Below are 13,854 nucleotides of genomic sequence, written 5' to 3'. Positions count from 1 at the left end.
CTGTGGGCAGAAGACCTTTCCACTTACGATTCTATTCTTACCCTGCCCTTTCATATTCCTTTTTATGGCAATCACGTTAGTCTTTTTACTATTCTGATGACAGCTTCCACTATTTTGTATACCTACTTTGCCAACCAAACTTCATCAGTAGAAGGACCAATGAAAATGGCAGGCTATATTATGCCCCTTGTGTTTATGTTTATGCTAAACTCTTACCCCGCAGGTTTGAGCTATTACTACTTGGTAACTAACTTACTTTCTGTTTTGCAACAAATTGGTATCAAAAAATTGGTGAATGAGGATAAAATCAAGGCAATTTTGGAAGCCAATAGGCTTAAAAACAAAGATAAAAAGAAAAGTGGTTTTCAGGAAAGATTAGAAAATGCCCTGAAAGCCCAACAAGAGCGTTTGGAAGCTAAAAAGAAAAGCATTGAGCAAAAAAAGAACAACAAAGGGAAAGGGAAAAAGTAGGTAATTGTTTAGGTATAGTTTGCAATAAGGATACAGGAAACAAGATACAAGAAACAGGATTTTAGAAAATAGATGTCTGAAAGAAAAAATGAGAGATAAAGCCCTTAAAGGCTTGAACCTCAAACAACAAACTTTTTGAACATAAATAATTACAAAAATAGTTTGGAAATCAGAAAGTTTTGAAACAACATTGGAACATAAAATCATCTGAATTATGGCAAAGAAAAAAACAAATTTATCAGAGCAACTCTCGCCCAAAGAGTTTTTATACAAATATCTCAACAATGCTTCGCCTACTGGTTTTGAAGTGAGCGGTCAGCAGATTTGGCTGGAATATGTAAAGCCTTTTATTGATGATTATTACATTGATGCCTATGGCAGTGTAGTGGGTATCATCAACCCCCAAGCAGAGTACAAAGTAGTGATAGAAGCTCATTCTGACGAAATTTCTTGGTTTGTCAATTATATTACAGACAACGGCTACATTTATGTAAGACGTAACGGAGGCTCTGACCCCGTGATAGCTCCTTCTATGCGTGTAAATATACACGGCGATAAAGGCATTGTGAAGGGTATTTTTGGCTGGCCCGCCATTCACGTTCGCCACGAAAAAGACCGCGACCCTATGCCCGATATGAAAAATATCTACATTGATATTGGTTGCTCTTCCAAGCAAGAGGTATTGGATAAGGGAGTAAATGTAGGTTCTGTGATTACATTTGCAGACGAACTCTTTGAACTCAACGACCGCTACTACGTAGGTAGGGGCATAGATAACCGAATTGGCGGGTATATGATAGCCCAAGTAGCTCGCTTGCTTTCAGAAAATAAAAAGAAACTGCCCTTTGGCTTGTATATTGCTAATTGTGTGCAGGAGGAAATCGGTTTGCGAGGTGCCGAAATGGTGGCTCACGCTATCAAGCCAAATGTAGCAATTATCACAGATGTTTGCCACGACACGCAAGCTCCTCTTTACAACAAAATCGTAGATGGCGATTTTACAGCAGGAAAGGGTCCAGTGCTTACGTTTGGTCCTGCCGTACAGGTGAATGTACTGAAAATGCTTTTTGAAGTTGCCCAGAAAAAGAATATACCTTATCAGAGGGCGGCAGTATCTCGTTCTACGGGTACAGATACCGATTCTTTTGCTTATTCTAATAGTGGTGTGCCTTCGGCTCTTATTTCTTTGCCACTCAAATATATGCACACTACCGTAGAAACCGTACATAAAGATGATGTAGAAAATATCATCAAGTTAATGTATGAGTTTCTTTTGCAACTGCCCAACAAGCACGATTTTAGGTATTTTAGGTAAAATTTGCCTGTATAAGCGAGTTTTTACTCAATAAAATAGGCTCGTTTTTTGAATTCCTGAAATCAAAAAATCTTGTAAATCTTGAAAATCACTCAATCTTGATATAGTTTTTTCCTTTAGCATTTGTAATGCCTATTCGCATAGAAGAAATACAAGCCCCTATACAAAACGAAATGAAGCTCTTTGAGCAAAAGTTTCGTTCCTTTATGCAAAGCAAAGTGTTTTTGCTTGATGCTATCACGCATTATATCGTAAAACGCAAGGGCAAGCAGATACGTCCGATGTTTGTTTTTCTCATCGCAGGGGCTTGTGGAGCAATTAACGAGAAAACCTATCGGGGAGCCTCTCTCATTGAACTCTTGCACACGGCTACCCTTGTACACGATGACGTAGTTGATGATTCTATGTATCGGAGAGGCTTTTTTTCTATCAATGCTCTTTGGAAAAATAAAATTGCTGTACTCGTGGGCGATTATCTGCTTTCAAGGGGGTTACTGCTATCTGTGGATAATCAAGATTTTGATTTGCTACAAATTGTTTCTACTGCGGTACGCGAAATGAGCGAAGGAGAACTTCTACAAATTGCCAAAGCTCGCAAATTAGATATTACCGAAGAGATTTATTTTGAGGTTATTCGTCAGAAAACCGCTTCCCTGATAGCTTCTTGTTGTGCTGTGGGGGCTTGTTCGGCAGGGGTTAGCCCTGAAATGCAAGAAAAAGCAAAAATTTTTGGCGAAAAAGTTGGTATCGCCTTTCAAATCAAAGATGATTTGTTTGACTACGGCGATGCGGAAATTGGAAAGCCTGTGGGTATTGACATCAAAGAGAAAAAAATGACCTTACCCCTGATTTATGCCCTTTCACAAGCCTCTTGGCTTGAAAAACGAGAAATTATTTTTCTTATCAAAAACGCAAGCCATAAAAATAGCACCGTCCAAAAAGTAGTAGATTTCGTAAAACGCAAAGGAGGCATTGAATACGCCCAAGAAAAAATGCAGAAATACTATCAAGAAGCTATTACACTGATGAATAGCTTTTTGCCTCAAAATGAGTATAGCATAGCCTTACAAAAACTTTTGCAATTTACCATTGAACGGACACACTAATTCACACTAATAATTTCGCACTCAGTACGGCGGTTGAGCTGTCTGCCTTCGTCGGTATCGTTGGGGGCAATAGGACGTAACTCGCCATAACCTTTGGCTACCAGACGCTTGCCGTCTATGCCTTTTTCAATCAGATAACGCACCACTGATTGAGCTCTACGTTCCGAAAGACCTTGATTTTTGGCTTCTGTACCAATGGCATCGGTATGACCTGAAATTTCTACCTTTACCTTGGGGTAACGTTGCAGAAATGCCGCCAATTTTTCCAGTTCTACGATAGATTCTTGCCTGAGAAAATCTTTATCAAAGTCATAAAAGACTTTAAGTCTGATTTTTGCACCTTTTTCAATACGTACAAGGTCAATATCTACGATAATTTCTTGGTTTTTATCTTTGGGTTGGGGTGGTACAATAAACTCCTCTGAATGAAACATATAGCCTTCTTTATCTACACTTATCAAGAAGCGTTTATCGGCAGAAATAAGCGTTTCGTATTTCCCAGTACCTTCTTCCGAAGTCATTTCTTCCTCCAAATGATTATCCCTCAAATCGTAAAGCGTTATAGCGGCGGAAAGTCTTTCTTTGGTTTTGGCATCACGAATAGTGCCTTTTAGAATAGTAATAAATTTTTTCTCCTCTTGGGTAGGGGTTTGAGGTGTTGGGATATTGATAGCGACTTGCTTATCGGGGATTTGAGTATTTTTATCTACTTTCACGTATTCTAGTTTTCTTTCAGGCAAATAGGTAACATACAAATCTTTATCGCCCAAGCCACCAGCTCTGCCCGATGAAAAATAGCCTCTTTTATTATCTGCCGAAACTACAAAATAAATATCATCATCTGCCGTATTGATAGGGAAGCCCATATTGAGCGGTGTTGTCCATTTTCCGTCTTTTAGCTCGCTTACAAAAATATCGTACCCGCCCATAGAGCTATGCCCTTGCGAACTGAAATAAAGAGTGCTTTCGTTGTGAATAAAAGGGGCATCTTCGTCGTAAGGGGTATTGATAGTAGGTCCTAAATTGATAGGTTCGCCCCATTCGCCTTTTTCGTTTTTGGTAGATTTGTAGATATCCAGCCCTCCAAAGCCCCCGGGTCTATCGCTGGAAAAATACACCGTATTGCCGTCGTGGGTGATAGAAATAGAAGGCTCTCGGTATTTGGTATTGATTTTATTGCCCATAGATTTGGGTTCAGTCCAAGAGCCATCTGATTTTTTTTCGGAAATGTAAATATCTCCCATTTTTTCTTTGCCCGAGCCTGTTTTATAGACAAAAAGTTTTGTGCCGTCAGGGGAAAGGGCTATACAGGCATCGTGAGAGTTGCCATTGATAGGGCGAGGCAGGTTTTTAGGCTCTGTCCATTTGCCGTTGATGTGTTCGGAAATGTAAATATCTTCAAAATATTCTTGGTCGTAGTCTTTGCCGCCGCCTGTGGTATTGGGTCGGCGGGCGGTAAAAAGCATCACTTTTTCGTCTTCGGAAATAACAGGTACATATTCGGGATAAGGCGAATTGAGTATATCGCCTAAGTTTTCAATAACTACCCTTGAAGGATTTTTTGTATATTCTCTACCATATTTGCATTCCTCCAAATGCTTGGGAATATCTTTGGCAAATTCGCTTTCATTCATTGCTATTTGGTAGAACTTTTCGGCTTTATCCCAATTGTGCAAGAAATGATAGGCTTGGGCAAGATAATAAGTGAGGTTTTTATGATGTTTGGGGGCGTATTGATGTACAAATTCTAAATGAGGCAGTGCTTTCCCTTTGTGGGCAGTTTGCAGATAACAAATGCCTAATTTGTAGCTGGCATCTACAATTTTTTCAAGTTTTGCTTCTTCGTTGATATACGCTTCGTAATAGGGAATAGCAAGGCTGTATTCTTGATAGCTAAAATGATATTCGGCTTGCTTTAAGGATTTTTTTTGGGCAAAAACAGCACCTGTAATCAAAAAAAGCCACCAAAAGCAGTATAGTTTTTTCATAAAAACTCAATTTTTGTGGCAATAAAGTTAAAAATTTTGAGCGAAAAAGGAAAGATTATGAGTAAAAATCTTGGTGGGTTTTCAACTCAAAGGCAAATAAAAACTCCACTTTTGAAGGTGGAGTTTTTGTTTTCTTATTTTCCTGACTTGTTCTTTCTATCACCTATTTGTCCGTTTTCAAAAGAGATTTTGAAGGTATTCCTAACCCAAGGATTAGCTGCTGTAAACTCATGAGTATAAATGGCTATAACTCCATTAGCTGTATCATCAGACCTAAAAAATGCTGAATTAGGCATTTCTGATTTAGTAATATAATTTATTCCTGCAATTTGACTTAATTGATAAGTATTTATTTTAGCAAGAGCTTCTTGCTCTGCATTTATTGACCCCGGATAACTTACATACTGATGGTCAATAATAACTACTGGTGATTTGAAGTAGCTTGGGGCATACGATTTGTAGGGGTCTGTACCAAAACCACCAGCTCTAGAATGTAAATTTTCATTGATTGTTTCAGGAAAGTATCGTTGTCTAATTTCCTGAATTTTATACCACAAATCTGAATTTTGGGCTTGAGCTTGTATAGAGAAAAACACAATACAAGCTAATAATAATATCTTTTTCATAATAGCTTCGCTTTAAGGTTTAACAAAAATATCCGTAGGATTAGTTGCATTTTGTAAATTTGTTCCTTGTGGGTTTGTGTTAATTGTAATTTGTGTAGCAGGCAAAGTATTATAGATACCCAATCCCAATACAGTAGAAGTATTTACTGTAAAACTTGGGGAAGGATTAAGCTCTATATCAACCATTCCATATGTTACTTCATTAGTTTGTAAAGTATATTGAATACTATAGCATTCAACTTCATCTTGTAAATCATAGAGTACTCCTGCTTTTCCAGCAATTTTGTTGAAAGATAGCTTGCCTGTTTCAAATTGAGCACCATGATGCACTTCGTGAGCTTTCAAACCCAAGTAACTTTTACCATTAGTACTTTGAGGAAAAGCAATAACTATCTTGCTATTCGCCACATCATAATAGATTTCACCACTTAGACGCCCATTTTCAGGAGGCAACGAAATAAACTTATACTGATGAGTAGATTTTTCAATAATTGCAATGTCATTTATTGCTTTTTCTAATGCTTCTTGTCTTATTCGTTTATAGGACACTATTTTTTGTAAATCTGGTATTGTAGAAATACCAAAATTTTGAATAAAGGACTTTGTTTCATCTAGGTCATCTTTTAATGCTTTTTTGTATGCTTTGTAGATACCATTGGGATCATCAAAATTTGGTGGTAGGTAATTAGGGTCTATATTGTAATAGCTTCCTCTCGGTCCACCGATATTACTGCCAGTATCGCCTCCAAGACTTCCACAACAACCTGATAAAAAACCATAGGAAGGATCAGTTATGCTAGATCCTCCACCACCTAAATCTACAGGTGTAGGTGCTACACTATCAAGAAAGCAGTCGTAACCTGCGAGTACTCTGACCCAAGTATCTTGTACAAGACACATTTGTCCAGTATGCCCAGGTTGTCCTGTATTGGGGCAATCGCCAGGTATTCTTACATACATATATACAGGAAAACAATCCCCACTGCGTTGGGAGTTACTATCTGTTTCTTGTTCAAAGCTGATTTCAATCCCTTGCTTTACTAAATTACCATTGAGCCAAAAACGACTTCTTTGTAATTGATAGCTCATATCGTATTCAAGAATGACTCCAGAAAAGTTGCTTACTTCAAGATAATTGAGATTTCGTAAAAGGTTCTTTTCTATTGTTTGTAATGAGTTTCTTTCAGATATAACTTCTACGATTGAAGCGTGGATAATTTCACCATTTTCATTAGTAACTAATCTCAGACGGCGAATAACATCATAGTCGTTGGTATAAGCGACTAAAAACTCTCTATGAACAGGAATAATAAAAACATAATTTCCTTCATTATCTACTAAAGTAGAACTTTGCTGCCATTGAGGATGAAAAAGAGAAGTATCTGCCTCGTTTATTCTGGCACTTTTACTTTTTGAAAAGTTTTTCCAAGTAGCAGGGTTTTTAGAGTACCATTCTTGTAGTACTGATAATAATTGAGAACTAAAATTTTGTGGTTCAAGGTACTTTTTATCCTTACAAGCCGCAAGGTGTAGTAAAATAGTTATTGCGGTAATCCACTTTAATTTCCCAAGTGGGGGGGGTAACTCATTGAATTTCTTTGTTTTAGCATAAAAATTAAGAAGTTAAGTTAAAAATCGTTACAAAGAAAAACTTTATAGAAAAGAAAGTCAAGTTAGATGTATAAAAAAATTGTTAATTTTACTCTCTCCTAATCCAAAAAGGGCGAAATCATATTTTACAGGGTCTTGGGGGCAAAAGGTACTTAGATTTTCGGTGAGTTCCAAAGCAGTAAGCCAATCTGTTTGCTTCCGAGTGATAAGCCCTAATGCACGGGCAGTGCGTTCGGTATGTACATCACAAGGGCAAACCAGTTGCGAAGGTTTTATTTTTTTCCATAATCCAAAATCAACCCCTTTTTTATCTTTTCGTACCATCCAACGCAAAAACATACAAAGTCGCTTGCAGGTAGATTTACGTGCAGGAGTAGCAATATGCTTGCGTGTGCGTGCAAGAGCAAAAGGAAGAGAAAAAAATAGCTTTTCAAAATGAATAAGGGCTTTTTCTATGGTTTTTTCCTGCAAAGAAAAATTTGCTACAAAAGCATTTTCTAAGCTATCGTTGTTTTGATACCAGTATTGCAGAAAATGTAGAAAATAAAGTGTATCATCGGTATTGAAAGTACGATGCTTAAACTGCAAAAAAGGCTTCAAATCGTTTTGCTGAAAGTTTTTGATGAAATCGTAAGGGGCGTTATCCATCATTTGCATAAGCTCTTGGCATTTGCGAATAATCACTTTTCTTTGCCCCCAAGCCAGCGTAGCGGCAAAAAAGCCTGCAATTTCTATATCTTGCTTTTGGCTAAAACTATGAGGTATGCAAATGGGGTCATTTTCAATGAAAGCAGGCTGATTGAAGCGTAAGTAGGCTTGCTCCAAAAGTTGCTTGACTTGCATCTTAGAGTTCAAAGTTGGAAGGTTTGATTTTGAAACACACAATTTCCTCACTACAAATTAGACCTGAACAATTACAGAAAGTTTAAGGGTTCTGCATAATCGGTTTGCTTAAAAATTCAGGTTTAGTGGTACGAATATGGGCTTTGAGTTGGTTCAGGATAGAGTACAAACCAAAATACGTTCTATTGATATACAAGCCGTGCCTTGAACCACGAGCCTGATTGGCTTTGCGAAGCTCTTCGGTGCGAGCCAAACTTTCGGCATACTCATAAATTTCTTGAAAATAGCTATCATCACCGAAATCAAAAGTTTCCTTGTGGAATGGCTTGCCGAGCAGTTCTATCATACCTTTGAAAAGTTTTGCGAAAAGGGCTTGCTGTTCGGGGGTATCTTGGGGTAAAATGAACCCTAAATTTTTGAAGGTTTGTAAAAGCGTAGCATCATCTTTCAGCAGATACGGATTGATGACAATGAAGTAATTGTCGTAGTATTCTTGCGGAATTTCTTTGATACAGCCAAAATCAATAACACCCACTTTGCCTTCGGGGGTGAGCAGAAAATTTCCGGGGTGGGGGTCGGCGTGTACGGCTCGGAGCGTATGAATTTGGTAATCGTAAAAATCCCAAAGGGCTTGCCCGATGCGGTTACGTACTTCTTGCGAAGGGTTGGTTTTCAAAAATTCGGGCAAATGCTTGCCTTCCAGCCAGTCCATTGTCAAGATTTTTTTGCAAGAATATTCAGGATAGTAATTGGCAAAAAAAAGGTCGGGCAGGTGAGAGCAGGCTTTTGATATTTCCAAAGAGCGTTTGAGTTCAAGTTCGTAGTCGGCTTCTTCTAAAAGTTTGCTTTCTACTTCTTGCATATACAAATCAATGTCTTTTTCGTTCATATTCAGAAGTCTTACGGCAAAAGGTTTCACCATTCGCAAATCGGATTTAATGCTTTCGGCTACTCCCGGATACTGAATTTTTACAGCAAACTTTTTGCCTTTCAGGGTTGCCTGATGTACCTGCCCGATAGAGGCGGCATTGACGGCATCTTTGCTGAATGTTTCAAAAATTTCGGTGGGGGCTTTGCCTAAATGCTGCTTGAATGTTTTTACTACCAGCGGATACGAAAGGGGAGGGGCAGAATACTGAGCCATCGTAAATCTATCTACATAGGCTTTGGGCAAAACATTTTTATCCATACTCATCATTTGAGCCACTTTCAAGGCACTACCTTTGAGTTGGCTCAAAGTTTTGTAGATATCTTCGGCATTGCTTTCGTGTAGTTCTTCTTTGCTGAGTTCAGGATTTACAAGTTTTTTGGCATAGTGTTTTAGGTAATTTCCGCCTACTTTTACACCTGTCTGAATGAATTTAGTGGCACGAGCTACTTTGGAAGTTGGGATACTTTCTTGTTTTTTCATAGAAAAAAGCCTTTTTTTGCAAAACTAAATTTTGGGGAGCAAAGTTTCGTGAAATACAGATTAAATTTCTGCAAATATTGTAGCGTCCCCAAACTCTAAACGCAAAATGATGAAATCAGGCTTTGTAAATATTGTTGGTAAGCCCAATGCGGGCAAATCTACGTTAATGAATGTTCTTGTAGGTGAAAAACTTGCGATTGTTACGCCCAAGGCTCAAACTACTCGCCACCGAATCAAGGGTATTCTTACTACGGATAGTTATCAGATTGTCTTTTCTGATACGCCAGGCATTATTGAAGCCAAATATGCTCTGCACAAAGTAATGATGAGATTTGTGGAGGAATGTTTGGAAGATGCCGATTTGCTTTTGTGGGTGATTGATGCAAGCGATAACGAAAAGGACGAAAAATTGATTTCGCTTTTATCAAAGCACCAAGACCGCCTAATGATTATCCTCAATAAAATTGACTTGATTAACCAAAAAACTTTGGAAAATAAAGTTTTAGAATGGCAACAAATTTTCCCCAATGTGCCGATATTGCCTATTTCGGCAAGCAATCGGTTTCAAATAGATGTGCTTTTGCAAAAAATTATAGAAAAACTGCCCCAACATCCTGCTTATTTTGATGAAGAAGCTCTTACAGATAAAACAGAGCGTTTTTTTGCGGCAGAAATTTTACGAGAAAAGATTTTTTTACATTACCAAAAAGAAGTGCCGTATAGTACAGATGTACAAATTGTTGCCTTCAAAGAAAGCGAGGAACTTTTGCATATTCAGGCGGAAATTATTGTAGAAAGGGATAGCCAAAAGGGCATTTTGATAGGGAAAGGAGGTAAAGATTTGAAAAAAGTAGGTACAGAGGCTCGCAAAGAAATGGAGCAGTTTTTTGGCAAAAAAGTGCATTTGGAGCAGTTTGTGAAAGTAGAAAAAGATTGGCGTAAGCAAGAAAAATGGCTCAAAAGATTGGGCTATCAAGTAGACTAAAAAATCCCCTTTCGTTTTGCAAGAAAGGGGATTTTGATAGAAAGCAGTATTTTACTGCTTGGCTACTTTCCGAATAGCTCGGTGGGTAGCATTTTTGATTTCTAAAATGTACAAACCTTTGGGCAATTTGCTTACATCAACATTCTGATTTTCTTGCAAGGAGCCTTCCATCAGTTTTCTGCCTTTTACATCTATGAGCGTGAATTGGGCATTATTTTGCAAGTTTTTGGGCAAAGTAATGCTGATTGCATTTTCTGTGGGATTAGGGGCAATCAGTAGCTCGCTGGAAACATCTTGCAAAGAAAGTACCGTTACCACTACTTCATTCGACATTCTTTTGCAGGTATTCGTAGAAGATTGGGCTTCTACTTGGTAAGTTCCCAAAGTATTGGGTGTCCATTCGTGATTGGTAGAGGTATTTGCCAAAAATACTCCGTCTTTGAACCAGCGATAGTTTCGGTGCCCGGGGGTGGCTCTCAAAACGCCGTTATCGTAAGTAAGTGCAAGTTGAATACTTGTATTTTTAGCATTTACATTTCTTTGGTTGTTGGAAGCGTTTTGGTCGCCTGTTACGCTTACGGTAGCCGAAATCTGATAGGTTTCGTCAATAATTCCTAAATCGGCATTGAAAGTAACATCTTGCGAAGCATTAGCCGCTAGCGAGGCAATATTCCTTGAGCCTGTAAGCACTACGCTATTATCAGATTTGCGAATTTCGTAATTTACGGTAAGATTGCTAAGGCTGGAAGTACCAACATTGCGAACCGTAACTCTTACTTCTGTATTTTCGCTCATTACACAAGAATTGCCCGAAGGGCTAATATTGGTAACCGCCGCATCAGTAGCACACACGGTAGAAGTGAAATTGAAAGAAACAGCGTTACATCTACGGCTTACTGCACCGCTTGCTCCCAATGCTCTAACGGCATACCAATAAGTATCGCCTGTGGCTACGTTGTCGGTGAAGGTGGTGGCAGTAGTTGTCCCTACGGATTCCATATATTTTGTTCCTAAACGGAAAACTTCGTAGCTGGTAGCTCCCGAAACAGCTGTCCAAGAAAGATTTACCCCCGAACAACCCGCAGAAGCAGTTAAACCACTCGGAAAAGGCATAATGGAAAAATTAGCAATGCTTTGCGATTGCAAAGTTCCCTTGCTCACACGTACACGTACCTGCCCACTTTGTACATTAGGAACAGTCCAATCGAAAGAGCGTGAAGAGCCTGAAAGTCCTGTGGTGATGCTTGTCCAAGTAGTTCCGCCATTTGTGGAATATTCCAAATTGAAAGTACCTGAACTGCCCCAAGCGTCCCAACGAATTTTTTCAACGGTTCCCGGCGTAAAGCTTTCTCCCCCGATAGGGAAAGTAAGCACAACATCATCTTGCACAAACTCGTAGCACACTACATATTGCTGAGGACCTTGGGGTACAGCAAAACCATTTACTGAAATAGTATAAGTGCCAGCCGTAGGGTCATCAATGGTTACTTGCTCGGAGTTGTTGATGTTATCTACACCACGTACTGCGGGGTCGGAAGTAGCACTGGGGTTCAAAACCCAAGGATTTACAGGCGAGGCAGAAGGGGGGGTAACGGTGAGGTTCAAATTATTGACCAAAGGAACACTTGCCCCTGCCGCACCTTCATAATCGTTCCAATAAAGCATTACTTTGAGCTGTTTAGTACCCGCAGGAACGGTAATGTTTTGGGTTTGGGTTTGCCCTTGGCTGATACTATTTACATAATAGCGGTTTTGTTCCAAAGTAAGCACTGCTCTTCGGGCATTGATACGACCATAGCCAAAGGTAAAATCGGGACCAGCATTGCCCAAATCATCAGCTGTATTCATTACAATTCCTTTGATAATATCGGAAGTGGGCATAGCGTTGCTATTCAAGGCTCGGTAAGCGTGGTACAAAGCCGCCAGCGTACCCGATACAGCAGGACAAGCCATTGAGGTACCTGAATTAGAGCCATAAGTATTGTTTTCTAGGGTAGAATTTACACTCGTACCTACTGCCGCAACCTCGGGTTTTAGTCTGCCATCAGCGGCGGGACCTCGGCTACTACTACTGCTGATAACATCTGTTTTAGAAAGATTGGCTACGGCAATGACGTTTTTACCTGCTTTTCTACCGCCTGTAATGGTATAAAATGCCGAGCCACTATTACCTGCCGAAAATACGTGCATTAGGTCGGGCATTTGGCGTATTTGCTGATCTACTTGTCTGGCTCCTGTATTATAGCCTGCATTCAAAGTTTCTCCCAAAGAGTGTGAAGTAATGCGAACATTCTTGGTATTGTAAGGCGTGGGCATTTGGTCTATATCATCGTGCCAAGAATATACTTCCAGATGAGCCCCGGGTGCTTGTCCTTTCATCAGAGGATTAAGATTTCCTGCACCCATAATAATTCCCGAAACGTGGTCGCCGTGGCTACCGCTATTGGAAGTAGTGTTGTTGGTAATTCTGCCTTTTTTATCAATGTGCGTATCGGCAGTGCCGTCATCTCCCATTGAAACCACAATGCCTGTGCCGTCATACTTTCTACCACCTACATATTCAGAATTTACGAAATTGATGCGGTGATTGCTCGTAGCTTCTCGGTTTTCAAGCTGGGCAGGTGGGAAAATTGGCTCTATAAAATACACAAAAGGAATTTGAGCCAAATCTTGCAACTTTTGGATAGGTACTCGCAAAATACTTACATCTGCCAAAAACTTTTCTTGTACTACTTTCACCCAACCCAAAGAAACTAACCTTATATGGGCTTCTTGCAAGGAAATATTAGGATAAAATTGTACGAGCAAATCTACGGTTCCTCGTTCTTTGATTGCCCATTCAGGGATACCTTTTTCAGTGATGAGTTTTGCTATTTTATCCGAAGGGGCATAAGGATAAATATTTCTAATGCCCAAATTTTGCAATCTATCACTGGCTACTTCATCAGGCAAGTATGCCCAAAAAGCAAAATGAGGAAGGTAATCAAATAGTTGAATACCTGCTCTGCGAATTTGTTCTTTTTGGCTTTGGGTGGGAATTTGATGAAATTGTAAAATAACATAGTTACCATTTCCCATTCGGCTACCCGAAAGATTTGCTTTGCGTAAAGCGTATTGCTCCACGCTGATGGCATTGGGCATACTACCCGACTGCAACATTAGGCGGTAGTCCTGGGCGAAAGACCATAAACCCAAACCCAAAAGAAATAACGAGAGTAAAAACTTCTTTTGCATTGTTTTTGAATTTGATTTTTGCGAAAAAAAATTTCGGAAAGTTTGGCAATGTACGAAATTTAATTTACCTTTGCAACTCAAAGAAAAAATTTTATGCTACTATACGCAAAATATTCCTCCAATCTAAACGCACAGCCTCAAAATAAGGCTGATGTTATGCTTTTCTTGCTTGATTCAGGCAAAAGGCAGGGCTTTGTGCAATGGTGGCAAAAACAGAAATCGTAATTTTTTTACTCCACTATTCCAAAGTCCGAAATGAGTTTC

General features: G+C 39.3%; 11 protein-coding genes. 5 read left to right on the top strand and 6 right to left on the bottom strand.

Annotation, left to right across the window (positions count from 1 at the left end):
• From ACWITO_RS07010 to ACWITO_RS07000, 3 genes are all read left to right on the top strand, one after another.
• Positions 1–471, top strand: a 471-nt coding sequence (locus ACWITO_RS07010; RefSeq protein ID WP_448529289.1) for a YidC/Oxa1 family membrane protein insertase, incomplete at its 5' end; no start/stop codon positions are given.
• A 214-nt stretch (positions 472–685) separates the two neighbouring features.
• Complete coding sequence (locus ACWITO_RS07005; protein ID WP_448529288.1) at positions 686–1,786, top strand: M42 family metallopeptidase; 1,101 nt, start codon at positions 686–688, stop codon at positions 1,784–1,786.
• 128 nt (positions 1,787–1,914) lie between these two features.
• Positions 1,915–2,892: a polyprenyl synthetase family protein gene (locus ACWITO_RS07000; protein ID WP_448529287.1), complete on the top strand. Its 978-nt coding sequence runs from the start codon at positions 1,915–1,917 to the stop codon at positions 2,890–2,892.
• Here ACWITO_RS07000 and ACWITO_RS06995 read toward each other — a convergent pair.
• The 5 genes from ACWITO_RS06995 to ACWITO_RS06975 all read right to left on the bottom strand — a co-directional run bounded on the left by ACWITO_RS06995 (position 2,889) and on the right by ACWITO_RS06975 (position 9,371).
• On the bottom strand, positions 2,889–4,880 hold the full coding sequence (locus ACWITO_RS06995; RefSeq protein ID WP_448529286.1) for an OmpA family protein: 1,992 nt from the start codon (positions 4,878–4,880) through the stop codon (positions 2,889–2,891). The two genes, ACWITO_RS07000 and ACWITO_RS06995, sit on opposite strands and share 4 nt — an antisense overlap.
• Before the next feature lie 134 nt (positions 4,881–5,014).
• Positions 5,015–5,506 (bottom strand): hypothetical protein, encoded by a 492-nt coding sequence (locus tag ACWITO_RS06990; RefSeq protein ID WP_448529285.1) that lies wholly within the window; start codon positions 5,504–5,506, stop codon positions 5,015–5,017.
• A gap of 12 nt (positions 5,507–5,518) precedes the next feature.
• Positions 5,519–6,595: a hypothetical protein gene (locus ACWITO_RS06985; protein ID WP_448529284.1), complete on the bottom strand. Its 1,077-nt coding sequence runs from the start codon at positions 6,593–6,595 to the stop codon at positions 5,519–5,521.
• 579 nt (positions 6,596–7,174) lie between these two features.
• Positions 7,175–7,960: a TIGR02757 family protein gene (locus ACWITO_RS06980; protein WP_448529283.1), complete on the bottom strand. Its 786-nt coding sequence runs from the start codon at positions 7,958–7,960 to the stop codon at positions 7,175–7,177.
• Positions 7,961–8,042: 82 nt separating this feature from the next.
• The gene (locus tag ACWITO_RS06975; protein ID WP_448529282.1) at positions 8,043–9,371 is read right to left on the bottom strand and encodes an ABC1 kinase family protein; all 1,329 of its coding nucleotides are present in this window, start codon (positions 9,369–9,371) and stop codon (positions 8,043–8,045) included.
• A gap of 106 nt (positions 9,372–9,477) precedes the next feature.
• Here ACWITO_RS06975 and era point away from each other — a divergent pair, with 106 nt between their 5' ends.
• Positions 9,478–10,356: a GTPase Era gene (gene era, locus ACWITO_RS06970; RefSeq protein WP_448529281.1), complete on the top strand. Its 879-nt coding sequence runs from the start codon at positions 9,478–9,480 to the stop codon at positions 10,354–10,356.
• A gap of 51 nt (positions 10,357–10,407) precedes the next feature.
• Here era and ACWITO_RS06965 read toward each other — a convergent pair whose 3' ends face one another.
• The gene (locus ACWITO_RS06965) at positions 10,408–13,590 is read right to left on the bottom strand and encodes a S8 family serine peptidase (protein WP_448529280.1); all 3,183 of its coding nucleotides are present in this window, start codon (positions 13,588–13,590) and stop codon (positions 10,408–10,410) included.
• A 93-nt stretch (positions 13,591–13,683) separates the two neighbouring features.
• On the opposite strand from ACWITO_RS06965, the gene ACWITO_RS06960 reads away from it, so the two are divergent.
• Entirely contained in the window at positions 13,684–13,815 is a 132-nt protein-coding gene (locus ACWITO_RS06960; RefSeq protein WP_448529279.1) for a hypothetical protein, read from the top strand.
• Positions 13,816–13,854 lie beyond the last annotated feature (39 nt).

This window comes from Raineya sp. (genome assembly GCF_053497555.1).
This window is presented reverse-complemented; position numbering and strand designations above follow the sequence as displayed.

What these genes read in the sequence shown, in the direction of transcription:
- ACWITO_RS07005 (WP_448529288.1), top strand. Translation starts at nt 686, where the DNA reads ATGGCAAAGAAAAAAACAAATTTATCAGAGCAACTCTCGCCCAAAGAG.
- ACWITO_RS07000 (WP_448529287.1), top strand. Translation starts at nt 1,915, where the DNA reads ATGCCTATTCGCATAGAAGAAATACAAGCCCCTATACAAAACGAAATG.
- ACWITO_RS06995 (WP_448529286.1), bottom strand. Translation starts at nt 4,880, where the DNA reads ATGAAAAAACTATACTGCTTTTGGTGGCTTTTTTTGATTACAGGTGCT.
- ACWITO_RS06990 (WP_448529285.1), bottom strand. Translation starts at nt 5,506, where the DNA reads ATGAAAAAGATATTATTATTAGCTTGTATTGTGTTTTTCTCTATACAA.
- ACWITO_RS06985 (WP_448529284.1), bottom strand. Translation starts at nt 6,595, where the DNA reads ATGAGCTATCAATTACAAAGAAGTCGTTTTTGGCTCAATGGTAATTTA.
- ACWITO_RS06980 (WP_448529283.1), bottom strand. Translation starts at nt 7,960, where the DNA reads ATGCAAGTCAAGCAACTTTTGGAGCAAGCCTACTTACGCTTCAATCAG.
- ACWITO_RS06975 (WP_448529282.1), bottom strand. Translation starts at nt 9,371, where the DNA reads ATGAAAAAACAAGAAAGTATCCCAACTTCCAAAGTAGCTCGTGCCACT.
- era (WP_448529281.1), top strand. Translation starts at nt 9,478, where the DNA reads ATGATGAAATCAGGCTTTGTAAATATTGTTGGTAAGCCCAATGCGGGC.
- ACWITO_RS06965 (WP_448529280.1), bottom strand. Translation starts at nt 13,590, where the DNA reads ATGCAAAAGAAGTTTTTACTCTCGTTATTTCTTTTGGGTTTGGGTTTA.
- ACWITO_RS06960 (WP_448529279.1), top strand. Translation starts at nt 13,684, where the DNA reads ATGCTACTATACGCAAAATATTCCTCCAATCTAAACGCACAGCCTCAA.